Origin of the sequence: Agrobacterium tumefaciens, from assembly GCF_013318015.2 — a bacterium.
GTDB classification, from domain to species: domain Bacteria; phylum Pseudomonadota; class Alphaproteobacteria; order Rhizobiales; family Rhizobiaceae; genus Agrobacterium; species Agrobacterium tumefaciens.
The window spans coordinates 683,092-707,871 of record NZ_CP115842.1; the positions used below are offsets into that span (position 1 = coordinate 683,092).

General features: G+C 59.7%; 23 protein-coding genes. 7 read left to right on the forward strand and 16 right to left on the reverse strand.

Annotated elements, in window-relative coordinates:
• Nucleotides 1-86: 86 nt before the first annotated feature.
• Nucleotides 87-563 (reverse strand): Lrp/AsnC family transcriptional regulator, encoded by a 477-nt coding sequence (locus tag G6L97_RS16580; protein ID WP_013761655.1) that lies wholly within the window; start codon nt 561-563, stop codon nt 87-89.
• A 231-nt stretch (nt 564-794) separates the two neighbouring features.
• Between G6L97_RS16580 and G6L97_RS16585 the strand changes: the two genes are divergently transcribed.
• Complete coding sequence (locus G6L97_RS16585) at nt 795-2,120, forward strand: NAD(P)/FAD-dependent oxidoreductase (protein WP_060642327.1); 1,326 nt, start codon at nt 795-797, stop codon at nt 2,118-2,120.
• A gap of 88 nt (nt 2,121-2,208) precedes the next feature.
• Here G6L97_RS16585 and G6L97_RS16590 read toward each other — a convergent pair whose 3' ends face one another.
• The 7 genes from G6L97_RS16590 to G6L97_RS16620 form a co-directional block, all read right to left on the reverse strand.
• The gene (locus tag G6L97_RS16590) at nt 2,209-3,144 is read right to left on the reverse strand and encodes an ABC transporter substrate-binding protein (RefSeq protein ID WP_035199520.1); all 936 of its coding nucleotides are present in this window, start codon (nt 3,142-3,144) and stop codon (nt 2,209-2,211) included.
• 133 nt (nt 3,145-3,277) lie between these two features.
• Nucleotides 3,278-4,216 carry an ABC transporter substrate-binding protein gene (locus tag G6L97_RS16595; RefSeq protein ID WP_013761658.1) on the reverse strand — a complete coding sequence of 313 codons (939 nt, stop codon included), beginning with the start codon at nt 4,214-4,216 and terminating at the stop codon, nt 3,278-3,280.
• Nucleotides 4,217-4,241: 25 nt separating this feature from the next.
• The gene (locus G6L97_RS16600) at nt 4,242-6,047 is read right to left on the reverse strand and encodes an amino acid ABC transporter permease/ATP-binding protein (protein WP_080671286.1); all 1,806 of its coding nucleotides are present in this window, start codon (nt 6,045-6,047) and stop codon (nt 4,242-4,244) included.
• Between the two features lie 13 nt (nt 6,048-6,060).
• Nucleotides 6,061-6,618, reverse strand: a complete 558-nt coding sequence (locus tag G6L97_RS16605) for a GNAT family N-acetyltransferase (protein ID WP_065704246.1) — start codon at nt 6,616-6,618, stop codon at nt 6,061-6,063.
• 23 nt (nt 6,619-6,641) lie between these two features.
• Nucleotides 6,642-7,829, reverse strand: a complete 1,188-nt coding sequence (locus G6L97_RS16610; protein ID WP_065704250.1) for a M20 aminoacylase family protein — start codon at nt 7,827-7,829, stop codon at nt 6,642-6,644.
• 85 nt (nt 7,830-7,914) lie between these two features.
• Nucleotides 7,915-9,255 carry an LLM class flavin-dependent oxidoreductase gene (locus G6L97_RS16615; RefSeq protein WP_065704252.1) on the reverse strand — a complete coding sequence of 447 codons (1,341 nt, stop codon included), beginning with the start codon at nt 9,253-9,255 and terminating at the stop codon, nt 7,915-7,917.
• A gap of 23 nt (nt 9,256-9,278) precedes the next feature.
• Nucleotides 9,279-10,283, reverse strand: a complete 1,005-nt coding sequence (locus G6L97_RS16620) for an LLM class flavin-dependent oxidoreductase (protein WP_065704254.1) — start codon at nt 10,281-10,283, stop codon at nt 9,279-9,281.
• Between the two features lie 304 nt (nt 10,284-10,587).
• Between G6L97_RS16620 and G6L97_RS16625 the strand changes: the two genes are divergently transcribed.
• Nucleotides 10,588-11,037, forward strand: coding sequence for an RrF2 family transcriptional regulator (locus G6L97_RS16625; RefSeq protein WP_003511094.1), 450 nt, complete (start codon nt 10,588-10,590; stop codon nt 11,035-11,037).
• Between the two features lie 7 nt (nt 11,038-11,044).
• Here G6L97_RS16625 and G6L97_RS16630 read toward each other — a convergent pair whose 3' ends face one another.
• From G6L97_RS16630 to G6L97_RS16650, 5 genes are all read right to left on the reverse strand, one after another.
• On the reverse strand, nt 11,045-11,989 hold the full coding sequence (locus tag G6L97_RS16630; protein WP_065704256.1) for an acyl-CoA dehydrogenase family protein: 945 nt from the start codon (nt 11,987-11,989) through the stop codon (nt 11,045-11,047).
• Nucleotides 11,990-12,040: 51 nt separating this feature from the next.
• Nucleotides 12,041-12,586 (reverse strand): flavin reductase family protein, encoded by a 546-nt coding sequence (locus G6L97_RS16635; RefSeq protein ID WP_003511097.1) that lies wholly within the window; start codon nt 12,584-12,586, stop codon nt 12,041-12,043.
• A 195-nt stretch (nt 12,587-12,781) separates the two neighbouring features.
• Entirely contained in the window at nt 12,782-13,951 is a 1,170-nt protein-coding gene (gene ssuD / locus G6L97_RS16640) for an FMNH2-dependent alkanesulfonate monooxygenase (RefSeq protein ID WP_003511099.1), read from the reverse strand.
• Nucleotides 13,952-14,122: 171 nt separating this feature from the next.
• Nucleotides 14,123-14,320 (reverse strand): hypothetical protein, encoded by a 198-nt coding sequence (locus G6L97_RS16645; protein WP_035199524.1) that lies wholly within the window; start codon nt 14,318-14,320, stop codon nt 14,123-14,125.
• 217 nt (nt 14,321-14,537) lie between these two features.
• Complete coding sequence (locus tag G6L97_RS16650; protein ID WP_065704260.1) at nt 14,538-15,155, reverse strand: alpha/beta hydrolase; 618 nt, start codon at nt 15,153-15,155, stop codon at nt 14,538-14,540.
• Between the two features lie 399 nt (nt 15,156-15,554).
• On the opposite strand from G6L97_RS16650, the gene G6L97_RS16655 reads away from it, so the two are divergent.
• Nucleotides 15,555-16,625 carry an LLM class flavin-dependent oxidoreductase gene (locus tag G6L97_RS16655; RefSeq protein ID WP_065704523.1) on the forward strand — a complete coding sequence of 357 codons (1,071 nt, stop codon included), beginning with the start codon at nt 15,555-15,557 and terminating at the stop codon, nt 16,623-16,625.
• Between the two features lie 57 nt (nt 16,626-16,682).
• On the opposite strand, the gene G6L97_RS16660 is transcribed toward G6L97_RS16655, so the two are convergent.
• The 3 genes from G6L97_RS16660 to G6L97_RS16670 form a co-directional block, all read right to left on the reverse strand.
• A complete protein-coding gene (locus G6L97_RS16660) occupies nt 16,683-17,858 on the reverse strand; it encodes an acyl-CoA dehydrogenase family protein (RefSeq protein WP_065704262.1) in 1,176 nt (391 codons plus the stop codon).
• A complete protein-coding gene (locus G6L97_RS16665; protein ID WP_065704525.1) occupies nt 17,855-18,886 on the reverse strand; it encodes an ABC transporter substrate-binding protein in 1,032 nt (343 codons plus the stop codon). The genes G6L97_RS16660 and G6L97_RS16665 overlap by 4 nt, the downstream gene beginning before the upstream one ends.
• A 112-nt stretch (nt 18,887-18,998) precedes the next feature.
• On the reverse strand, nt 18,999-20,606 hold the full coding sequence (locus tag G6L97_RS16670; RefSeq protein WP_076845533.1) for an ABC transporter substrate-binding protein: 1,608 nt from the start codon (nt 20,604-20,606) through the stop codon (nt 18,999-19,001).
• Nucleotides 20,607-20,875: 269 nt separating this feature from the next.
• On the opposite strand from G6L97_RS16670, the gene G6L97_RS16675 reads away from it, so the two are divergent.
• The 4 genes from G6L97_RS16675 to G6L97_RS16690 are packed head-to-tail and all read left to right on the forward strand — an operon-like array spanning nt 20,876 to nt 24,765.
• Nucleotides 20,876-21,865 (forward strand): ABC transporter permease, encoded by a 990-nt coding sequence (locus tag G6L97_RS16675; RefSeq protein ID WP_026330697.1) that lies wholly within the window; start codon nt 20,876-20,878, stop codon nt 21,863-21,865.
• Nucleotides 21,862-22,857, forward strand: coding sequence for an ABC transporter permease (locus G6L97_RS16680; protein WP_174003470.1), 996 nt, complete (start codon nt 21,862-21,864; stop codon nt 22,855-22,857). Before G6L97_RS16675 ends, G6L97_RS16680 begins: the two co-directional genes overlap by 4 nt.
• Complete coding sequence (locus G6L97_RS16685) at nt 22,854-23,852, forward strand: ABC transporter ATP-binding protein (RefSeq protein ID WP_065704268.1); 999 nt, start codon at nt 22,854-22,856, stop codon at nt 23,850-23,852. The genes G6L97_RS16680 and G6L97_RS16685 overlap by 4 nt, the downstream gene beginning before the upstream one ends.
• Complete coding sequence (locus G6L97_RS16690; protein WP_065704270.1) at nt 23,830-24,765, forward strand: ABC transporter ATP-binding protein; 936 nt, start codon at nt 23,830-23,832, stop codon at nt 24,763-24,765. The genes G6L97_RS16685 and G6L97_RS16690 overlap by 23 nt, the downstream gene beginning before the upstream one ends.
• The last annotated feature ends 15 nt before the right edge of the window (nt 24,766-24,780 follow it).

The following is a 24,780-nucleotide window of genomic DNA, read 5'->3' on the forward strand; positions in this document are numbered from 1 at the left end:
TCCTCGGGCTCGTCCCCAGGATGACGTTGAGTACGAAGCGACGCGTCTCGACATTCTGGCGCCCCTGCAAAGGGACGTCTTCCACCTCAAAGCGGAAACAGGCTGGTCAGCGGCATATGCGATTTGATGATCGGAGATTTCAGCACAACGAAGCTGAAATATTTGTCGATACCGACATCCATGTCCGTCAGCCGCTCCATGATCGACTGATATTCGACGATGCCGGAGGTGACGAATTTCAGGAGGTAATCGTAACCGCCTGAAACGAGGTGGCATTCTACCACTTGATCGATCTTTTCGATAACGCCGAGAAAACGGGCGAAGTCGATCTGGCGGTGGTTCTTGAGCGTGATCTCGGTGAATACCGTCAGCGTCTGGCCGAGCTTGTTGATGTTGATCTGTGCCGAATAACCTTCGATATAGCCCTCGGCCTGAAGCTTCTTGACGCGCATCAGGCAGGGGCTTGGCGAGAGATTGACAAGCTCCGCCAGCTCGACATTGGTGATGCGACCATTTTTCTGGAGTTCGTAAAGGATCTTGATGTCGATCCGGTCAAGTTTCATCACGTGCGGAACCCCTTTTATATTTTTTCGTGCGCGCGGCATAAAATTCTGACGCGGCCATGGAAATCTTATCACATGAGCGTGCCCTGTCGACGCGGGGATGTTTTTTTCATCCAGCATAAAGAGTTGCAGACATGGCTACGAACAGCAGGAGATTCCGGCAATCGGCGCAGTCTGGCAGCGTTTACCCGGCGACCAAGGTAAATTAAGACGAATACAAGGAGCCCCACCATGCCTGCGCCGCTGCAACAGATCACGACATCACCGGAACTGCCGAAATCGGCGGACGCCGTCATTATTGGCGGCGGTATCGTCGGCGTGTTCGCAGCCTATTACCTCGCCCGGCGTGGCCTGAAAGTGGCTCTTGTCGAAAAAGGTCTTGTTGGCGCGGAGCAATCCAGCCGCAACTGGGGTTGGTGCCGGCAGCAGAACCGCGACGCCCGCGAATTGCCGATTTCAACGCAGAGCCTGACGCTCTGGGAACGGTTTGCCGCAGAAAGCGGCGAAGACACCGGTTTTCGCCGCTGCGGATTGTTCTACCTGAGCGACAACGAAGCTGAAATTGCCGGCTGGGCGCGCTGGCGCGACTTTGCCATCACCGCAGGCGTGACGACGCATATGTTGAGCGCGGATGAGGCGAGCAACCGCGGACGCGCAACTGGAAAACGCTGGAAGGGTGGCGTCTTTTCGCCAACGGACGGCACCGCCGATCCCTCGATGGCGGCGCCGGCCGTCGCGCGTGCCCTCATGAAGCTGGGCGGAACGGTGCACCAGAATTGCGCCGCGCGCGGTCTGGAGACGGAAGGTGGTCGCGTTAGCGCCGTCGTTACCGAAAAAGGCACGATCCGCACCAAAACCGCCATCATGTCCGGCGGCGCCTGGGCCTCGTCCTTCTGCCGCCAGCTTGGAATTCGTTTTCCGCAGGCCGCTGTCCGCTCCTCAATTCTGTCCGTCACGGCAGGTGCAGAAGGACTGCCGGATGCGCTGCATACAAAAGCCGTTTCTGTAACACGCCGGAGCAACGGCGGTTACACGCTCGCCATCAGCGGCCTCGGTCGCATCGACCCGACCGCGCAGCAAATGCGGTTTGCACGCGAATTCGTTCCGATGTTCCTCAAGCGCTGGCGCAGCCTGCGACCGGGTGGATTGGAGGGGATTCGCGGTGGGCACGAAACGCTGAAACACTGGCGGCTCGATGCGCCGACGCCGATGGAACGGGTTCGTATTCTCGATCCGAAACCGAATGCCGCCGCCATCCGTGAGACCCACAAAAGGGCGCTGGAACTTCTGCCTGCACTCCGCAAAACCCAGATATCCGCTGCCTGGGCCGGCTTCATCGACAGCACGCCGGATGGTGTGCCCGCCATCGGCGAGACCAGCGAATTGCCCGGCTTCATCCTCGCCGCCGGTTTCAGCGGCCACGGTTTCGGCATCGGCCCCGGCGCTGGCCACCTGATCGCCGATATCGTGACGGGTTCAACCCCGATCGTTGACCCCGCCCCGTATCATCCCAGCCGTTTCCTTGACTCGTCATGGGGCAAGGTCGCGGATTTCTGATTGTTCTGCGCAGGCCAACAGACGAATCAAAACAGCACCCGCAGGCATGACCTGCGGGTGCTGCCGTCCACCGCATTTATTCGACCGGTCAGCTTTTCGGCAGGCCGGGTGGGTTGGTTCTCGATTCCGGCAAGGCCTCTTCCGAAAGCTGCCAGCGTTCCAGTATCTTCGCGTAAGCGCCGCTCTTGATCAGATCGTTGGTGGCGAGCGTCAGCGCATCGGCCAGTCCCGAACCCTTGCGGGTGGTGATGGCGACATCCGAACGTTCCGGCCAGCCGGCGGAGAGTGTTCCGACACGCTTGATGGTCTTGTCACGCGCGGCGATGAAGACCAGCTGCGCATGCGGCTGGACGATCACATCGGCCCGCCCGGCAGAAAGCGCGACAAGCCGGGTGGCCTCGTCGTCATAATATTGCAGCTCGAGCGGTTTTAAACCGGCGGCTACATTCTCGTCATTCCATTTCAGCAGAATACGCTCCTGATTGGTTCCAGCGCCGACGATGATCTTCAGGCCCGCCGCATCCTTCGGCTCATTTATGGCGGTGATGCCGCTGTCGGACTTCACGAAAAAGCCGTGCAGGCCCTGACGATAGGTGGAGAAGTCGAACTTCTCCTTGCGCTGCTCGGTCACCCCGACATTGGAGATGACAGCATCGTATTTGCCGGAGGCAAGCCCCAGCGGCCAGTCGGCCCAGGCGACAGCAACCAGCTCAAGCTCAAGGCCGAGACTATCAGCCACCGCAAGCGCATAGTCCGGATCGGCACCCACCACGGTCTTGGCGTCCGTCGCATAGGTCGCGAGCGGTGGTCCGCCAGGTGCAACCGCGACCGTGAGTTTGCCCGGGGTGATGAATTTGAAATCTTTCGGGATGGCGGCGATCGCTGCGGGGTCTTTTTCTACCCTGATCCGGCCAGGCTGGTCTGGCGAAAGATCGAAGACATCAGTTGCGAAAGCCGACCCGAAAGCGGCGATAGAGAGAAAAACGCCGAACGTGACTGTGGCAAGACGAGAGGTGAGTGCCATTCTGGCTCCCCGATAAAATGAATTGCAGGACGGAGGTAGCGCGGACGGGAGGAGGCCCGCGCTACCGGCTGAGTGATGTCCCACCTTCAACTCAGCTTTGTGGAAACTCAGCTTTCTGGCAGCAAACCAGCACTCAGCTCTTGGGCAGACCGGGCGGATTGGTGCGGGATTCGGTGATGGCTTCCGAACCGAGGTTCCAGCGGGCGAGAACCTTGCCGTAATTGCCGTTCTTGATCTGGGCGTTCAGTGCCGCCGTGATGGCTGCGGCAATTCCGGCATCCTTTTTGGAGGCAACAGCGATTTCCGCCGCTTCCGGCCAGCCGCCGGAGAAGGTACCAACGAGCTTGGTCTTCTTCTGGCTTGCTGCCTGGAAGGCTGACGTCGCGTTGGGGCCGAGATAGGCGTCCGCGCGGCCGGATTGCAGGGCGACATCGAGCACGGCCTGATCGTCGTAATATTGCACATCGGTGTCGGCCAGACCCTTGGCCTTGTTGTCCTTGATCCATTTCAGCAGGATCTGCTCCTGATTGGTGGCAGCGCCGACGATAACCTTCAACCCGGCAACATCCTCGGGCTTACTGATGCTCGTCACCTTGCTGTTGCTGCCCACGTAAAAGCCGAGCAGGTCGTTGCGGTAGCTGGAGAAGTCGAATTTTTCCTTACGGGCTTCCGTCACCGTGATGTTGGAGGTGACGGCATCATATTTGCCGGAGGTGAGGCCCAGCGGCCAATCGGCCCAGGCGATGGGAACTAGCTGAAGTTCAAGGCCAAGACTGTCAGCAACCAGCTGGGCGATATCCGGCTCCACGCCAATAGGCGTTTTTGTATCGCTGGCATAATCGACCAGCGGCAGCCGGAAAGGCACGGTCGCGACCGTCAACTTTCCATCCGCGACGAACTTGTGGCCAGCGGGCAGAAGCTTGATCGCTTCTTCCACCTTCTCGGCGCGCACTCGCCCCTTCTGCTCCGGCGACAGGTCGATTTCCTGCGCATGCGCAGCCGGTATCAGCGCGGTGGTAGCGGTGAAAAGACCGCCTGCAAGGAACGACAATAATTTCGATGAAAAAGCCATGCGAGTGTTTCCTTTGTTGTTTTGATTAGAGAACTTTTGCGAGGAATTCGGCGGTGCGGGGATGTTCCGGGCTGTTGAACACCTGGTCCGGCGTGCCTGTTTCGATGATGCGGCCCTGTTCCATGAAGACGACCCTGTCGGAGACTTCACGGGCAAAACCGATTTCATGGGTAACGATGATGAGCGTGACGCCGGAGCGGGAAAGCTCCTTGATGACATCAAGCACTTCGTTGACGAGTTCAGGATCGAGCGCGGATGTCGGCTCATCGAACAGCAACACCTTCGGCCGCAACGCCAGCGCCCGGGCGATCGCCACGCGTTGCTGCTGACCGCCGGAAAGCTGACGGGGATAAGCGCCAGCTTTTTCGGCAAGGCCGACGCGAGCCAGAAGATCGCGCGCCTCGGTCTGCGCCTGCTCTTTCGATATGCCACGAACGGCTATGGGTGCTTCGATGATGTTTTCAAGCGCGGTCAGATGCGGGAACAGGTTGAAGCTCTGAAACACCATGCCCACTTCGGCGCGGCGCTTGAGGATTTCCCGTTCCTTCAGCTCATAAAGCGTATCGCCCTTTTGACGATAACCGACCAGTTCACCGTCTATGGCGATAAATCCGTCATCGACGCGCTCGAGATGGTTGATGGAGCGCAGCAATGTGGACTTGCCGGAGCCGGATTGGCCGAGAATGGTGGTGACACTGCCTGCCGGAATGGAAAGGCTGATATCATCAAGCACCTTCAGCGACCCGAAGGATTTCGAAACGCCATGAATATTGACCGACCCGCCACGATTTCCGAGCTGAAAGCTCACGGCACGGGCAGGCACCGAACGCTCGGGCCTTACGGCTGTCGTGGCCACCGTTTCCACGGCTTCAGGCAAGGGTTTGCGCGGCAGGAAGGTGCGGTAAATCGTGGCGAACAGCGATGGCGGCGGGTTGCGCAGTGCACCGCGTGAAAAATGCCGCTCGATATGGTGCTGCACGATCGAAAGCGCCGTCAGTATCACCAGATACCAGACGGTCGCGACCATCAGCAGCGGGATCACTTCCAGATTGCGGCGATAGATGATCTGGATCGTGTAGAACAGCTCCGGCAGGGCAAGGATATAGACCTGCGAAGTCCCCTTGGCGAGGCCAATGATGTCGTTGAAGGCGGTGGGCAAGATGGAGCGCATCGCCTGCGGCAGAACGATGCGGGACGCCTGCCGCCGCCGGGGAAGGCCGAGTGCTGCGGCAGCCTCAAGCTGCCCCTGATCAACCGAGAGAATGCCGCCACGGACGATTTCGGATGCGAAGGCGGCCTGATTGAGCGTCAGCCCTAGAACGGCGGCCGCAAACGGCGTCATCAGCTGCGTGGTATTCCAGCTGAAGAAGTTGATGCCGGTATAGGGCACACCGATCGTCACGGTCTCATAGAGATAACCGAGGTTGTTGAGGATCAGCAAAAGCACGATCAGCGGGATGGATCGAAAAATCCAGATATAGGTCCAGGATACGGCAACCAGCAGCGGCGAGCGTGAAACGCGCGCAAGCGCCAGCAGCGTTCCCAGCGCGAAGCCGAGCACCGCACCGAGCGCGGTCAGCAGCAGCGTCCGTCCTAAGCCGACCAACACCGGTTCAGCGAAAAACCATTCCGCAAAGACATCCCAGCCCCAGCGCGGATTGCCGAAAACGGAATGCAGAACGGCCGCAATGATGAGTACTGAGAAGACCGTTCCCACCGTCCGCAAGGGGTAGCGGGCCGGCACGATGCGGAAATGGGAATACCCACCCTTGATCGGTTCACCCTTCTGGTCGTTCAATGCAACATGCGGAAAATCAGAGGCTATCGTCATCGGAAAAAGCCTTTCACGGGTGGGCCGGGGAAGAATGCGGCCGGGCCGCCGGTATCGACGCGCTTTCCGCAACGGAGGCGGAGGCGCTATCGGCAAGCCATTTTTCGAAAGGCAGCGACCTGATCGTTTCAGGATCGGCCGACGTATCGAACAACGCGCGATAACCGTTGGTGAGATATAGGCCGACCGCTTCCGGCTGGCGGAAGCCCGTGGTCAGATAGACACGGGCGTAACCCTGCCGGATCGCCTGCCGCTCCAGCTCCTGAAGCACTATTTTGGCAAGCCCCTGCCGGCGGTGGGCCGAATGGGTCCAGACCCGCTTGAACTCGGCGGTTTCCTCGTCGTAGCGCATGAAGGCACCGCCGGCGATCGCCTTGCCGCCACGCAAGAGCAGCAGGAAATTGCCCGACGGCGGGCTGAAAGCCTCCGGCGGATATTTGTTAAGTTCCGCCTTGGCGCCTTCCGCGTTGAAATATGTGCCGTAGCGGCTGTCATATTCGAACAGCAACTCCTCCAGAAGCGGGGTTGCGAGCGGATCCTTGACCGATGTGTAGAGAAAACTGTCGCTCATCTCGTTGTCCTAAACTCGTTGCATCAGGAGAGGTATGCTTCGGCCAGACGCACCCAGAAGCGTGCCGCAGGCGCAATGATCGCATCGTTGAAATCGTAGTGAGGGCTGTGCAGCGGCGCGCTCTCGCCATTGCCGACGAAGAGATAGGAGCCCGGCCGCTCCAGAAGCATGAAGGCGAAATCCTCGCTCGCCGTTCGCGGCTGAAAGCCTTCTGCAACCTGTTCGGCTGGAAAATGCCGTTTGGCGACGTCGCGGGCAAACGTTGTCTGCCTGATGTGATTGATGACGGGCGGGAAGCCACGGGAGTAGGTGACATCGGCGCTTGCGCCGAAGCTTTCCGCCTGTGCTTTGGCAAGGGCGGGAAGCCGCTCCTCCAGTCTGTCGCGCACGGCGGGCGAAAAGGCCCGCGCGGTAATCTGCAGTTCGACACTCTCGGGAATGACGTTGGAAGCAGTTCCGCCATGGATGGAGCCTACCGTCAGCACCGCCATGTCTCGCGGGTCGACATTGCGCGAGACGATGCTCTGCAAGGCGGTGACGAAGCTTGCCGAGGCAAGAACCGGATCAACCGTTTCATGCGGCGCCGCCCCGTGCCCGCCCTTGCCGATGATCCGAACCTTCGCCTTGTCGACGGAGGCCATGGCAGGCCCTTCGACAAAGCCGAATTGTCCGGTTTCGACACCCGGCCAATTGTGCAGCCCGAACACGGCATCGACGGGAAACCGCTCGAAAAGCCTGTCCTTTATCATCGCTCTAGCACCCGCACCGATTTCCTCGGCGGGCTGGAAAATCAGCGTCAGCGTGCCGGAAAAACTCGATGTTTCAGCTAGATAACGGGCAGCGGCGAGCAGGATAGTCGTGTGACCGTCATGACCGCAGGCATGCATCACACCCTGTGTCTGGCTGGCATAGGCAAGACCGGTTTCCTCGACGATGGGCAGGGCGTCGATATCGGCGCGGATACCCAGACGCTTGTCACCATGACCACGTTTCAAGGTGGCGACGACGCCATGGCCCCCGACACCCTCGGTCACCTCATATCCGAAGGAGAGGAGATAACGGGCAACGAGCGCCGCCGTGCGCTTTTCCCCAAGCGAAAGCTCCGGATGTCGGTGAAGATCGTGCCGGATGGCGATGCTTTCCTCGATGAAGGCAAGGATTCCCCGTTCGGCGTCGTCCTGCGGACGCGCGCCGTCAATGCGGATATTCATGGTTCTGGTCTCCTGCGCTGCGCTTTACCCGCACAGCACCTTGAAATTCTCTCCGGGCGGCAATGGCTGCCGCCCGACCCCGCTTTTATGCGATCGCCTTGCTGGAACCGCTTTCAGCGTGGGAATAGATGCTGTCCTTGAAAGGCAGGCCGAGATGCTCACGCAGCGTTCTGCCTTCCAGATGCGGTTCGAAATATCCGCGCCGTTGCAGCACCGGTATGACGAGGCGGATGAAATCATCCAGCCCTTCGGCAATCACCGGGAAGCCCAGAATGAAACCGTCGGCCGCATCGTGCTCAACCCAGCGGATGATCTCGTCCGCCACCTTGTCCGGAGTTCCGATGAAACCTTCGCGCGGGGTCGCCGCCTCCAGCGCCGCTTCGCGCAACGTCTGGCTCTTTTCCTTCGCACGGCGCTTGATGCGGTCGGTCGTCGAACGGAAGCTGTTCTTGCCGATCTCGCCAAGTTCGGGGAAAGGCTCATCCAGCGGATAGACACTGAAGTCGTGGTGGTCGAAGAAACGGCCGAGATAGGCGAGCGCATCCTCGATGGTGATGAGGTTGCGGATGATGTCGTATTTCGCTTCCGCCTCCTCCTGCGTTTCGCCCACAATCGGCCCGATGCCAGGGAAAATCTTCACGTCGGCTGCGGATCTGCCCTGCGCGACAGCACTCTGCTTCACGCGCTTGAGGAATGTCTGGTTTTCCTCGAGCGACGCAGAATTAGTAAAAACGGCGTCGGCATGTTTACCCGCAAGCCCTATACCGGCATCCGAAGAACCCGCCTGGAAAATCACCGGCTGCCCCTGCGGCGAACGCTGGATGTTCAGCGGGCCTTCCACCTGGAAGAAGCGACCCTTGTGGCCGAGCGTGTGGAGTTTTTGCCTGTCGAAGAACTGTCCCGTCTCGCGGTTACGCACGAAGGCATCGTCGTCCCAGCTGTCCCACAGGCCCTTGATCACCTCCAGATATTCATCGGCGATCTCGTAACGCAGCGCATGTTCGGGATGGTTGCGGCTGTAGTTCTTCGCCGTACCTTCGAGTGGCGTCGTCACTGCATTCCAGCCGGCCCTGCCACCGCTCAGAAGATCGAGCGAGGCGAACTGGCGCGCGATGGTGAAGGGCTCGCTGTAGGAGGTCGAAACCGTGCCGGCAAGACCGATCTTCGAGGTGACGGAGGCGAGCGCCGAAAGGATGGTCAAAGGCTCGAACCGGTTGAGGAAATGCGGAATGGACTTGTCGTTGATGTAAAGCCCGTCGGCAACGAAGGCGAAGGCGATGCCGGCGGCTTCTGCCTTCAGCGCGTTCTTCCTGAAGAAATCGAAGTTGACGCTGGCATCAACAGGGCTTTTCGGGTGCCGCCAGGCGTTCATGTGCCCGCCGGGGCCCTGGAGCATAATGCCGAAATGGATTGTCTTTTTCGTCATGTCATTTCCTCCTGAGGACAAGTTCACGCGGCCCTGGAAAGGCGGTGTGTGGCCAGCAATTCGATCGAGGCGAGCCTCTGATCGGCCCCCACATGCGGCGGCTCCACGATGAATTCCTCGATACCGTGCTCATCGGAAAGCGCGCGCAGCGCCTTGTGAATATCGTCCGGCCCGCCATGCAGGACGTTGGGCTTACGCTCCTCGATGCGATAATCGGTATCGCCGGACTGGCGGGCGAATTCTTCCGCCTGTTCACGGCGGCCAAGGTTGAACGCCTTGCCGTCGCTGAGGAACACCCGGTAGATGCGCTGACCTTCCACCTGCCGCGCCGCATGGTCGGGATCACTGGCGGCAAAGACGGAGAGGGCAAGGATCGGCGCCCTTCCGCCGCTCTCCTCACGGAAAGCCGAGAGGCTGCTGCGAAGAACCTCCGGATCACCATTGAGGTGGCCGGCAAAGACGAAATTCCATCCTTTGGAAGCTGCAAGCCTTGCGCTTTCCGGGCTGGCACCGAGCAGAAACCGTTCCACCGCAACCGGCGGCACCGGTGTTGCCTGCAACCCGGCCTGCGCATGCCCCTTCGGCGCGGCACCGGAGAGAAATGTGGTAAGCTCACCAAAAGCCGTTTCGAAATCCGGCTTGCGAGCGGGATCATAGGCCTGCTGTAGGGCAGACGTCGCAAGCGGCAGCCCGCCCGGTGTCTTGCCGACGCCGAGATCGACCCGACCGGGGGCAAGCGACGACAGCACGTTGAAAACCTCGGCGACCTTGTAGGGGCTGTAATGCTGCAGCATCACGCCGCCCGAGCCGACGCGGATACGAGAGGTCTTCGCCAGAATCCATGCAACCAGCGCTTCCGGCGCGGAACCGGCAAGCTCCGGCGAATTGTGATGTTCTGCCACCCAGAATCGGCGATAGCCCAGTTCTTCGGCGCGTTTGGCGAGATTGATCGTGTCGCGGAACGCGCTTGCCGCGTTCTCACCCGTTGGAACAGGGCTCTTGTCCAGCAAACTGAGAGTATACATCATCACCTCGCATGTCTTTTGATGCATACTTTGTCTACTGATTTTATATAGTAATAAAGGACGTTCGTTCCACGTTGCGACGCGATCAGAGAAAATATTGTTTCCCGCTATGGTTTCGGCAGGCGTCTTTGGCAAAGCAATCCGAAACGATGAGGAAACAGGGCGAAAAACGATGGTGTAAAGCCGCTTTGTGCATCGAGCCGGGACGAAACGGACTTGCGCGGGAATTCGGTAAAAACTACTTAGTAAGTTGAGAACACCATAACCCGGCACTCAGAAGGTGCTGGCCCTCTTTGCGGATCATGCGATGTTGACCAAAAAAGGCAAATACGGACTGAAGGCTCTTGTCGATCTGGCGCGGTTGCCCCAGGGCGAGACCGCCTTTGTGACCGAGATTGCAACCCGCAACAATATTCCGAAAAAATTTCTGGATACTATTCTTCTGGAACTGCGCAACAGCGGCATTCTGCGTTCCAAGAAGGGACCGAATGGCGGTTATTCGCTGTCGAAAATGCCATCGGAAATCATGATCGGGCAGGTCATCCGAACGCTGGACGGGCCCTTGGCCCCCATCCGCTGTGCCAGCCGCACCGCTTTTGAAGCCTGCGACGACTGCGACGATCCCGAGACCTGTCAGGTCAGGGTTTCGATGACGGACGTGCGGGACGCCATCGCAACAATCCTGGACAATATGACGCTCGCACAATTCGTGGCAAAAGGCGGACAAGACGCGCAATTTATTCCGGCAGGCGAGTAAGCGCCGTTTACTGCCGGCGCAGATCGTCTCCCAGGGTCGCAATCAGGCCGGATTCGCTTGCACCATCGATAAGGCCGAGACGGGCCATTAGAATTTCCAGCGTGATGGCATTGTTGCGGACAGAGCGAAAGGTCACGCTTTCCGCCCCCACCTGCGCCGCATCGATATTGGCCGCGAGGCGGGAAATCTGTGCCTTCAGCAATTCGATTGCGAGAAATATTTCGCCGATAAGGGGGCGCGCATCACCGTCCTCGGCCAATCTGTCAATCAGCAACGCTGAAAGCTCACGCTGTTTCTCACCCAGAGCCACGGCGGCCTTCAGAAGGGTGAAAACGGAGGCTGCCAGATTTCCAGCGCCCTGCGCAAGAAACGCGACCTGATCGGCGCGCAGCAGGCCGTCCCATGATGTATCCGGGCGATTGCGAAGAACAACGAGCACGGCCTGCCCTGCCGCGTTGACTGCCGGGACAACGATCCAGTCTGCATCTGAGGTAACAGATCGGGCAATGTCAGCGGGCAGCCGCAAGCCATAGTCGTCGCCAGTCAACAGAACCGCCTGATCCACGCCGGCGTCAGATGAGGCAAGCGCAAAAGTCTCACCAAGATCGAGGCGGGCGAAGAGGGTTTTGCGCTGCTCTTCGCTACCGGCGTTCCTGATGAATTCGAGCGCCGTGAAGTGTTCGGCAAGCGCATGCGCCGCCTCCGCATCCGCCGCGGAAATAATCGAGAGAGCTTGCGAGAGAACGTCGTTTGTGATGTCCGCCCCGCCCAGATCGTTTGGAACGGAGAGGGCGAGAAGGCCGGAACGGGCAATCCGCGCGTGGATTTGTGCGGCACTTTCCACCGCGCATTTTTCGGCAATCGTCCGGGCAACGGTCAGTACATCCCCATCCGCGCCGAGACGCGGGGACACGAAACGAATTCTTTCGCCGAGCGGCGTGACAGATCCCATGCTCAACTCCCTCAAAGAATGACCCAGTGAAAGCGCCGGAAAGGCCGGAGCTCAGTCCAGCGAATGATAACGGCCGTTTTGATAGACCAGCGAGTGACCCGACCCGATGCGGATCGCCTCCACCTTGCCGATGATGATGACGTGGCTGTGGCGCTCGATCGCCTCCTCGATGGTGCAATCGATCGCGGCAACGGCGTCCTCGAGGATGGGCGCGCCGCTCGCCAGACGGGTCCATTCCGCGCCGCGATAACGGTCCACACCTTTCAGACCGCCAACACCGGCAAACTGGTTGGCGATGAACTGATGGTTCGGGCCGATAATATTCACCGCCAGATGGCCGAAGCGCTGCACCACAGGCCATGTGGAGGAGGAGCGGTTGAGCGCAACCAGAATTCTTGGCGGATCGACCGACAGGGCTGTGGCGGATGTTACCGTAGCACCCGTGCGCGCATCACCCTCGCCCGCCGTAATGACACTGACACCGCCGCCCAGCGTCCTGAGCGCCGCCTTAAGGCTATCGGCATCCGGCGCCTTGCCAGAGACGGGATCGCGGAGATTGATGAATTGTTGATCCTTGGCCGCATATTGCAATGTCATCGATCGCTCCTGAAAACAGCTTGTTGCTCAATAGTTAGCAGCGGCGGCGGGGCGTGAAATAGACATCGTATTCCATAATACTTATATTCTATGGAAATAATGTTTTATATGCCGCTCTCCCGTGAACGCTCCGCCGAATGACGCCCATAGGAAAGGCTAACCGGAAGACAGGGCCGCCTGCCTTCCGGCGATTGATCACGAGCCGGATACCAGCTTGACGTTACCGCCGTGGCCGCCGCCGCCGAAAACCTGTTTTGTGCCGAAAGACGAACGGATCTGATTACGTGGCCCATCAAGCCCGATTTCCGGAAACAGCAATTCGGATAGACGATAGGCTTCCTCCAGATGCGGATAGCCCGATGCGATGACGGTATCGATGCCCAGCGCCTGATACTCCCGCAGCCGTGCCGCAACTGTCTTCGGCGAACCCACCAGCGCGGTGCCGGCGCCAGAGCGGACAAGACCGATTCCCGCCCACAAGTTCGGAGAGACTTCAAGCTGGTCACGCCGGCCATTATGCAGCGCCCGCATCCTTGCCTGACCGACCGAATCCGACGCCTTTAAGAAGGCCTCCTGAGCGGAAGCGATGGTTTCGTCGGAAAGCTTGGAAATCAGTTTGTCCGCATCGGCCCAGGCCTCCTCATCGGTTTCGCGCACGATGAAATGCAGGCGAATGCCGAATGTCACTTCTCGCCCCTTTTTCGCTGCGGCGGCGCGAACCTTGGCGATTTTTTCCGCCACCTGTGCCGGCGGCTCACCCCAGGTCAGATACTTGTCGGTGATACCGGCCGAGAACTCGATCCCGGCATCGGAGGAGCCGCCGAAATAAAGGGGCGGACGCGGTTCCTGCACCGGTGGCAGGCCGAGCCTGGCACCCTGTGCCTTGATATATTTGCCGTCGAGATCTCCCTTGCCAGTTTCGATCAACGAATTGAACACCTGGAAGAACTCGTCAGCGTGGTCGTAACGCTCGTCGTGCGGCAGGAAGATGCCATCACCAGCCAGCTCCTGCGCGCTGCCGCCAACGACGATGTTGAGAAGCAGCCGACCATGGGAAACACGGTCCAGCGTGGAGGCCAGCCGCGCATAATAGGCCGGCGAGGCAACGCCCGGACGGATGGCGACGAGGAATTTCAGTTTCTCGGTATAGGCGGCGAGATTGGCCGCGAGGATGAAGGATTCCTCGCAGGCGACGCCGGTAGGAATAAGCACCCCGGAATAACCGAGCCGATCCGCAGCCTGCGCTATTTCCCGAAAATAGCCGGGATCGGCGGGACGTGACAGATCGTCGGAGCCAAGATAGCTGCCGTCGCCTGAGGTGGGTATGAACCACAGAAAATCGAGTGGTTTGTCAGCTGTGCTCATCGACAGGTCCTTTGCAATCCGCCCATCGGGCAATTCGGCTGGGTACTAAAAGGGTAGCCAATTCCCCGCCGCGTTTAAGAAATTTTGTTCCAATTTCCGTGCCGCAAGGAGAGTTTATCTCCGCTGGGAAATGGGTCTGGGAAGCGAAAACAAACCTTTCGCCTCCCTGTGTCAGAGGACCGGATAAAGTCCGAGCATCGCAAAATTCATTTCGTAAATCTCTTCCCGCTCAAGGTCGAGATCGCTCTTTTCCCGCTTGATACGACCGGAATGATCCAGCGGCTGGAGACTGCCCTGATCAACCCCTCGCGGCCTACGCCTGGCCAGACCGAACAGATCGACAGTAAACGCATGAAGTCCCTGCGGCATGTGCGCCTCCTTTGGTCAATTCGCTCTATCCTCCGGCGAGCGCCCAGATTGGTCAATATTTTCCATAAAATTACTATTCTATAATTGGCGGATTGCCGGCAAACGTGGACTAAGGTTGCGGCAGCGGGAAAAATTCCGTTTCGAACCGCCAATAAAGGGGTCATCGCAATGGCACCGACACGATGGCCGCTGAAAGCACGGACTTGGGACGAAAAGACTATAGAGCGCCGGCATCACCCTGCAGCAGCGCACCGTGCAGAACGGGTGATCCGCGCTTCCTCGATCTGCTGGCCTTGATTTCGGACGCCGCTTTCAGGCGTGCGAAAAGAGCATAGCCCTCGGACCACCGGCCGAAACCGGCGGCAATATTGATGTGTCCAACGGAGCCGAGATTGACGATATCGCTTCCCCAGTCAGCAGCGGTGCGGGCTAACTCGTCCGGGTTCATATAGGGGTCGTTCATGCTACCTACGACGAGACTGGGGAAGGTGAGCGGCGACCGAGGAAATGCGCCGAAGCGGACGATGCATGGATGCATTGCCTCCACTCTGTCGAGATGGGCGGGCGCCACCAGAAGCGCACCCCTGATTTTGCTGGCCACGGGTCGTGTCGCCATATTGGCGACGAGCAGGCAACCCAGGCTGTGGGCGACAATATAGGCGCTTTCGGTTGCGGCGAGCGCCGCTTCCAGACGCTCAAGCCAGTATTCAAGAACCGGGCATTCCCAATTCTGCTGATCGACCAGCTGCGCCTCCGAATCTTCCAGCAGCCAGTGCCGCTGCCAATGCCCCTCATCCGAACCGTTGAGGCCGGGGACAATCAAGGTGGTACACATGCCTACTCCGTGGTTTGCGGGCGGGGTGTGCCAAGAATGGTGAATTTCGCAATTTTAGTCGACTATTGCCTTGCTCAGCTTTTCCGAACTCGAGAAAAATCGATCCAGACAATTCCGTTGCGGCAAAAAATACGTTCTCGGCAGCAGCCTTGGCACTGCGCATGTGGAATCATTGCCTAAAATATTTTCCATAGAAAATATGTTCTAATCGAGCAAACCGCGCGGAAAGCTTTTCCTCTGCCGCATTCCAAAAGAAACGCCGCTGCTTGGCCGTGCCGCCGCCGGTTTGTCATTCTCGCACTGTCGGAGACCTCAACCTCCCGAACCTCAAAATGGCAAATGCCGAGCCTCGGCACGGCCATTCCACCGCGACATAAAGCGAAAATTCAGGCGGATAATGTGAGCAGCACGAGCGAATTTCTCTGGTACATCCCCAATGACGTCAAACCCGGACATCGGGGCGACGCCGTCAGCGAAAACCACAACAGCCTCGATACTTTAACTACCCATGCCAGGGCGCTGGAAAACCATGGCTGGAAGGGCGCGTTGATCGGCACAGGCTGGGGGCGTCCGGATACCTTTACGGTTGCGGCGTCGCTTACCGCGCGTACCACCACTTTCGAGCCACTGATCGCTATCCGCCCCGGCTACTGGAAGCCGGCCAATCTCGCATCGGCCGCCGCCACGCTCGATCAGCTTTCTGGTGGCCGGGTACGAATCAATGTCGTTTCCGGCAGGGACGAGCTTGCGGCCTATGGCGACGAAGAAGGCGATCAGGCGCAGCGTTATGCGCGCACGAAGGAGTTCATGCGGCTGGTGCGGCGGCTCTGGACTGAGGAAAACGTCACTTTCAATGGCGACCATTTCCGGGTCAAGAACTCCACCGTCTCGCCGCGCATCAGCGAGAGTGCCGGCCGGCCACATCCCAAACTTTATTTCGGCGGCGCGTCCGAGGCCGCCGAACAGGTTGCCGCAACTGAAGCCGATGTCCAGCTCTTCTGGGGCGAACCGCTCGCCGGCGTGCGCGAAAGGATCGAACGTCTCAGACATTTCAGTGAGACCCTCGGCCGTGACCTGCCGCCGCTGCAATTCGGTCTGCGGATCACCACGCTAGTGCGCGAAACCGCGGCTGAGGCTTGGCGCGATGCGGAAGCAAAGGTGGCGGAGATGGCTGCGAACAATGGCGTGCGCTGGAACGATCATCTGCAAGGTGTCGCGGTCGGCCAGCGCCGCCTGCTGGATCTGCACACGCAGAGCGATGTGCTGGACGACAATCTTTATACCGCACCCGGCAAATTTGGCGGAGGCGGTGCCGCAACGACATGGCTCGTCGGTTCGGCGGAAGACGTCGCCGCGTCGCTGCGCAAATACCGCGCGCTTGGCATCACCCATTTCGTGCTTTCCGACACGCCCTATCTTCAGGAAATTGAACGGCAGGGCGACAAGCTGTTGCCGCTACTCCGGGACTGATGCGGGCGGCGTCAACATGGGCGGCCTGCCAAACAAAGCCGCCCATGTCTTCTACGGTCAGCCGCCAACAGCCTTGATGCTCTGACGGCCGAGGATAGTTCGGATCATGTGGCTTTGCGGCGCATGCGCCCTTGCCGTTATGGCGTCGCGGTGATGCCGCTCGAGATTATAGTCCCGGCGAAGGCCGCGATTGCCGCCAAGCTCCAGCGCCAGATCCGTCACTGCCAGCGCATTGTCGATCACCACATGACGAACGGCGAGCGCATCCGTGCCTACCCTCTCACCCGCATCGATATCACGCGCGACGGAGCGGAGCAGACGCCTGTTGGCCGCAAGAAGTACCTCGATCTCGCCCACACCTTCCTGAATGCGCGGAATGGATGACAGCGGCGCGCCGAGGCTTGCCGGAACATGGCCTGTCAGATGGCGCAAGAGGGCGTCACGCGCCGAAAGCGCGACACCGTGATAGACGGAGGCCAGCAGCACGAAGAAATTGTAACCGTCCGCCTCATCCCGCCGCAACGGCTCGTCCGCCGGCTGTTCGGCAACGATATCGGCGAGCGGCACCCTCACATTCTCAAGCAGGAGATCGTCGCTGGCGGTGGCATACATTCCTGTCGCTTCCCATGCCTTTTCCCGGCCGATGCCCGGCGCATCGAGCGGGACCAGAAGCTGGATCAGACGCGGCGCCTCTTCCGTCGTGACGGCAAGTACAATCGCCCATTTCAGACCCGGCAGGCCGGTGACGAAGCTCTTGCGGCCATTGACCACCCAGAAATCGCCCTCGATCCGCGCCGTCGTTTCCGGCAGTCCGCCATGGGCCGGGGAACCGATCCCCGGCTCTGCCTGCGCATTGTTCAGAAGCGCCCGCTCCCTGTTATTGGCGGCCAGCACTTTTGCCGCGAGATCTGCCGGCCACCTGCCGCGCCGGATGGCAGCATGAACGCTGTAATGCATGGCAAGGATGAGGGCGGTTGACGGATCACCCTTGGCAATGGCGGCGATGACGGCATGCGCGGTTTCCATGCCCTCTCCCCAACCACCGTCCTTTTCAGCCGTCACGAGACCAAGCAGGCCAGACTTGAAAAGTGCCTCGAAATTACCGGCGGCGAATTCGCCGCTTTTGTCATACTCCGCCGCAGTCAGGCTGAAATCTTCGGCGAGCGCGGTTGCGATGGCGACGGGATTCAAGTGCTGCTCCGGGCTCGGAACGGCGGATAAAGCGCCGCTCATGCCACCGCCCTTTCACTGGTCGTGACGAAACGGTCATCGATCCACGCAGCGAGATCGAAGTCGTTTTCAAGGAAACCCCATTGATGCAGGAAATCCTTGTAATGGCCGACGGCGGCGACGAGGTCTGCATCGAGGCCAAGACCTAGATGGCGGTGGACATCCGGGCCGTTGGCGGCCAGAACCTGCTCTTCGGTCGCACCCGCCTCGCGCGCGATAAAACGGCGGGTCTCTTCCGGATGCTGCTCCGCCCAGAGCGAGGCTTTGGCAATGGCGGCAACCAGCCGCTCCACCAGATCGGGGCGCTCATCGGCAAGTCGTCCGTCAACTGTCAGCACGCGGGGAGAGCCGGAGTTGATACGTATCTTCGGGTCGGGGTGAAAACCGAATTCCGCCACTTGCACGGCGCCGATCAGGTTCGCGGCGGCGATACCGGCAGTACCCTTGACGAAAATCGCATCGACCTCACCCCGCAACAGCGCGATGATCTCCTCACCGAAGGATTGTCGCCGCTTCAGGCCGAAAAGGGATGGTCCCTCCTGTGTCGCCAGCACGGAATCCTTGATCACGATATCCTTCAGCTCGATATCCTCGACCCTCAGCCCCTCCAGCGAAAGCGCCGAAACGATGCCCTTCAATGCTGTCGCTCGCATGAAATCGACAATCCCATCAGGTCTGCGCGGCACACCGAAACGGCGGCCGACGAGATCGGCAAGCGAGCGGATACCGTTTTCCGGAAGGGTGATGATCGCCTGGAACTCATCGGTCCAGGTAATGCCGATAAGACGCGTATTGCGCCCTTCCGAGCGGGCGCGGATAGGGGGCACATTACCGCCGTGGCGGAAGGACCATTCCAGCGTGTGGTTGAAATGGCTCTGCCGCACAGAACGATCCGGTGAATCGATGATGGATTTCAGCGATATCCCCACATCCTCAAAGGTCTGCGCGAGATAACCGAGCTGCGCCGCAAGCCCCACGGGCGTGGGCACCGGGCAACGTGTGTACCAGATTTCAGAAAGTGTCGTGCTCATGGCTTTGGCCTCGATGAAAACGATGACACCAGAAAGCGATGCTGCGGTGCCCGTCGACGAAAGGGAGATGCCCCTGCCCGCCGCAAACGGCGGGCAGGGGCTGGCGAGACGATCAGGATGCCGCGATATGCGCGAAGGCCAAGCTGCCCGCGACGCCTTCTGCACCGATAGTGTGATCGGCAATGCGCTTGTTGAAGATGGTGATTTCAGGTGCAGCAACGATATCGATGGCAGGAACGTCATCGACGAGGATCTGCTGTATTTCCTTCCATTGCGCGACGCGCTTGTCCGGATCGATCTCGACAGCGGCAGCTTCCAGCAGCGCATCCACCTTGGGGTTGCTGTAGGCGGCGCCATTTGAGAAGGGCACGCCCTTCTTGAAGTTTTTCGACCAGTATAGCCGCTGCACACCGACGGTCGGGTCGAAGAGATTGCTCATGCCCTCATAGGCAAAATCGAAATCGCGATCCGTGTAGATGCGCTTGGTATAGGTGGCGAAATCCTGCGTCCGCACCGTCACATCCACACCGACCTTCGCCAGCGCCTGGCGAATATAGTCCGCGCCACGCGGATAGGCTTCGGTGCTCGGCACATAGTCCAGATTGAGCTTGAAACGGATACCATCCGCGCCGCGCTTGTATCCCGCCTCGTCCAGCAGCGCTTCGGCCGCCTTCAGATCGATCGGATAGGTCTTCAGATCGTCCACGAACCATTTCGTCAGCTTCGGATTGATCGGGCCGGTGATTGTCGCGCCATAGCCATAATTGACCGTGTTGAAGATGACTTTGCGGTCAATGACATGCGCGAAGGCGCGGCGGACGCGGACATCCTTGAACACGTCCTTCTCGAGGTTGAACTCCACGCGGCTGATCGAATTGGTATATTGATAGCCATTGGTCTCGAAGCCGAGGCTCGGCAGCTCCTTCAGCCGGTCGAGATCGCTATAGGCGACCGGGGTGCTCGGAGCGAGATCGATCTCACCGGTTTCGATTGCGATGGCACGGGCCGACGCATCTGGAATGAAGCGAACAATCAGCTTGTCGAGATAGGGGCGCGGCGCATCCCAATAATCGGCATTGCGCTCAAAAACGATATGGCTGCCGCGCACCCATTCCTTGAACTTGAACGGGCCGGTACCAACAGGCGCGAGATTGATGGGATTTTCGGTGACTTTCGTGCCTTCATAAAGATGCTTGGGCACGATAGGCGTTTCAGCAGCGGCAAGCGCCGTTATCAGATACGGCGCAGGCTTGGAAAGAACCAGCACGGCCGTCAGATCATCCGGGGTCTCGACAGCAGTGAGGTTCAGGAAGGTATTGCGCCCGCGCGGATGCACTTCCTTGATGGTGTTGATGGAGAACGCCACATCGGCAGATGTGAAAGGCTTGCCGTCATGCCATTTTACACCGGGTCTCAGATTGAAGGTGTAACGCAGGCCATCGCCGCTGACATCCCATGATTTGGCCAGGAGCGGCTTGGGGTTGAGGTCGAAATCATAGGTCAGCAGGCCTTCCGTGACCTTGGGCGATATGTAGACGGAATTATAGGCCGTGTGCGCGATCGTCGTCAGAACCGGCGGCTCCGATGAGATGAGTAGGGTGGCTGTGCCACCGCTTGCCGGCTCCGCCGCGTTGAGCTTCAGCCCCGGCAACGACACCACGCCAAGAGCCACCGACGCCAGCAGAAATCCGCGGCGCGTCGTCTGGTTGAAAACAGTCATGCGATACCTCTCCTTAATTGAACCGGCGAAAAACCGGCAAAACTGAACGGCCGCGCTTGGGAAGAAGTTTGTTCCGCAGACGAGAGTGAGATTGGCATGAAGCACCAACCATTCTCATAAATAGGAATTATCTTTTCTTTATGGCGCATTTTTCCGTAAATTTCAGAAAATAATTCTATTACTCTTTGACAAATTCCATAAAATTAGTCAACTAATACCAACGCCTTTACGGGCCGATTTCATGTTTTCAAGCGAATGGACTGGAGCCGATGTCGAATTCGAAACGGATTTTATCGCAGGCAAGGCGGGTGGCCATTCAGGCCGTCCCGACGGTTCTCGGTATCGTCATCCTGAACTTCTTCCTGCTGCAGCTGGCGCCTGGTGATGCGGCTGACGTGCTGGCCGCGGAAGCGGGTTCGGCGACCGTCGAGACCATGGCCGAAATTCGCTCACGCTTCGGGCTCGACCTGCCGGTCGTCCATCAGCTCATGAACTATCTCGGCAATCTGGCCCAGTTCAGCCTCGGCTTTTCACCCCGCTACGGCATGCCGGTCGCCGATCTTATCGGCCAGCGGTTGCCCGGCACGCTGGCGCTGATGGGAGCAGCACTTGGCATTGCGATTTTCGTCGGCGTTTTCCTCGGCTCCATCATGGCGCTCTTTTCCGGCAAGCTGCCGGACCGGATCATTTCGATTGGCTCGCTAATCTTTTATTCCGTGCCGGGCTTCTGGATCGGCCTGATGCTTATCCTCACGTTCTCGGTCAAGCTCGGCTGGCTTCCGTCTGGCGGCGACAGCACCATCGGCAGCAGCCTCACCGGCCTCGACGCTTTTCTGGACAGGCTGCGCTATATCGTTCTCCCCGCCCTTTCGCTGGCGCTTTATTTTCTGGCGATTTATGCCCGCCTCACCCGCGCGGCGATGCTGGAAGTCAAATCCCAGGACTATGTGCGCACGGCACGGGCAAAAGGCGTTTCGCCTTTCCGGCTCACCACACGCCATATTCTGCGCAACGCGCTCATCCCAATCACCACCATGGCCGGCATGCATATTGGCGGCCTGCTGGGCGGTGCGGTCGTGGTCGAGACGGTCTTCAGCTGGCCAGGCCTTGGCCGTCTTGCTTTCGAGGCCGTCATGGCCCGCGATTTCAGCGTGCTGCTCGGCATTCTGCTTCTCTCTTCCCTTGTCGTCATCATTGTCAATGCCGCCGTGGACCTGTTGCAGGCATGGCTCGACCCCCGCATCGGAGAAAGCCGATGAATTCCTCCCAGACATCAGCAGTTCTCGACGCGGCCGAACTCAGTGCCGAAGAGAGCAATCCCAAACCTAAAAAACCTGAAGAAAAAGTCTGGCCCTATATCCATGCGCCGGACGCGCTTTCAGCCCGCTCCGTCTCCGTGCCGCGGCGCGGCTTGCGGCGGGAACTGAAGATTTTCCTGACCAATCCCAACGCCATCGTTGGGCTGCTGTTCCTTGCCACCGTCCTCATCGCCGCTGTCACGGCCCCGCTGATCTATCCGGGCGATCCGCTGGAAATGGTGGCCCGCCCCTTCCTCTGGCCCGGCCAGAATCCAGCCTATCCGCTCGGCACCGATTCCATGGGGCGTGATGTGCTGGCGGGCATCGTGCATGGCGCAAGCATCTCGCTCACCGTCGGTGTCGTCGCCACCCTGATAGGGCTGACGATCGGCATAACAATCGGTGCTTTCGCCGGTTATTTCGGTGGCATCATCGACGATATTCTTGTAAAGATCATCGAAATCTTCCAGACATTGCCGAACTTCGTGCTGCTGGTGGTGCTCGTCGCCATTGCCCAGCCTTCGGTCACCACGGTAACCTCGGCAATCGGCATCATTACCTGGCCACTTGTTGCGCGCCTGACCCGCGCCGAATTCCGCGCCATCCGCGAGAAGGACTATGTGCTTGCCGCACGAAGCCTCGGTTATGGCCATGCGCGTATCGTGTTTCAGGAAATTCTGCCCAACGCCCTGCCGCCGATCATCGTCACCTCCTCCGTCATGGTGGCGGGTGCGATCCTCATGGAAGCAGCCCTTTCCTTCATGGGACTTGGCGACCCCAACCGTGTTTCCTGGGGTTCGATGATCGGGTCGGGACGCGACGTCATTCGCACCGCCTGGTATCTGACCGCCCTTCCCGGCCTCGCCATCGTCTTCACCGTCATTTCGCTGAACCTCATCAGCGACGGTCTCAACGATGCGCTCAACCCCCGTTTTTCGGAGGAACGCCGATGAGCAAACTTATCGAAGTCCACGATCTTTCCGTCAGCTTCGGCTCAGCCCAACCGGTCAAGGGCGTCAGCTTCGATGTGGAGTCCGGCGAAATGCTGGCAATCGTCGGCGAAAGCGGCTCGGGAAAATCACTGACTGCGCTCGGCCTGATCGGCCTGTTGCCGTCGCATGCAAAAACCGGCGGGCGTGTTCTGCTCGAAGGCCGCGATCTCCTGCCGCTTTCCGAGCGGCAATGGCGCGGCATTCGCGGCCGCGATATCGGCATGATCTTTCAGGAACCGATGACCTCGCTGAACCCGGTCCTGACGGTGGGCGAACAGATCATCGAGGTGCTGCGCATCCATGAAAGGATCGACAGGCACCAGGCGCGCAAACGCGCCATCGAGCTTCTGGACCTCGTCAATATTCCCGACGCCCAGCGCCGCGTGGACGATTATCCGCACCAGCTTTCCGGCGGCATGCGCCAACGCGTCATGATCGCCATCGGCGTTGCCTGCAATCCCAAACTACTGATCGCCGATGAGGCGACGACCGCGCTCGACGTGACGATACAGGCGCAGATCCTGCAGCTGCTCGACAATCTGCGCCGCGATCTCAACATGGCCATCATCCTCATCACCCACGATCTTGGCATTGTGGCGCAATGGGCCGATCGGGTCATGGTCATGTATGCCGGCCGCAAGGTGGAAGAAGGATTGCCTGAACCGGTTTTCTCCAATCCTTACCACCCCTATACGCGCGGCCTGCTGGCTGCCTCTCCGCGCGCCGAAGACGGCCAGCATTATCGCGACGGGCCACTCATCGAAATTCCGGGTTCAATCGTTTCGGCCACGGGGGAGCGCGGCTGCGCCTTCCGGCCACGCTGTCCGAGCGCCCGCGGTTTCTGCGGGCAGTTCGTACCGCCGCTGAGGCTCGTCTCGGAAGGCCGCTACGCCGCCTGCCCCTTCGTATCCCCCACATCCCAAGAGGTATCCGATGACGCTCTTGTCAGTGCATAGTCTTTCCACCCACTATTCGGGAGGACGCGGAACAGTCCGCGCCGTCGACGATGTGTCGCTCGACATCGAGGCGGGCGAGACCGTGGCGCTGGTGGGTGAATCAGGCTGCGGCAAATCCTCGCTCGGCAAGTCGCTGATGCGGCTGGTGGAGCCCACTTCCGGCAGGATCACCTTCAAGGGCGCCGATGTCACGGCGATGTCGTCGTCGCAGCTGCGCGGCATCCGCCGCCGCATCCAGATGATCTTTCAGGACCCATTCGCGTCGCTCAATCCGCGCCAGACGGTGCGAACCATCCTTACCGGGCCGTTGAAGGTGCACGGCATTGGCGACAGGGCGCAACAGCGGGAGATCGTCGAGGCGATCGTCGCGCAGGTGGGGCTGCCGCCTGATGCACTCGACCGCTATCCGCACGAGTTTTCCGGCGGCCAGCGCCAGCGCATCGGCATTGCCCGGGCGCTCGTTCTCGAGCCGGAACTGGTCGTCTGCGACGAGCCTGTCTCGGCGCTCGATCTTTCCATACAGGCGCAGATCCTCAACCTTCTGGTGGAGATGAAGAAACGGCTTTCGTTGTCCTATCTCTTCGTATCCCACGACCTTTCGGTCGTACGCTATTTTTCCGATCGCGTTCTCGTCATGTATCTCGGCAAGATCGTGGAAAGCGCGCCGACCGCGGAGCTTTGGGCCTCGCCGAAACACCCCTATACCCGTGCGCTTCTCGCAGCCGTTCCCGATCCCGCGCGCCGCAAGCAGGCAGCGCCCATTTCCGGCGACCTGCCGAGCCCCCACAACCCGCCATCCGGCTGCCGGTTTCACACCCGCTGCCCGCTCGCCACCGATCTCTGTCGCGAAAAAGCGCCGGATTACACCCTTTTCGGCAAGAACTACGCCGTGGCTTGCCACCATGCCCAATAAACTGAAGGAGCAACC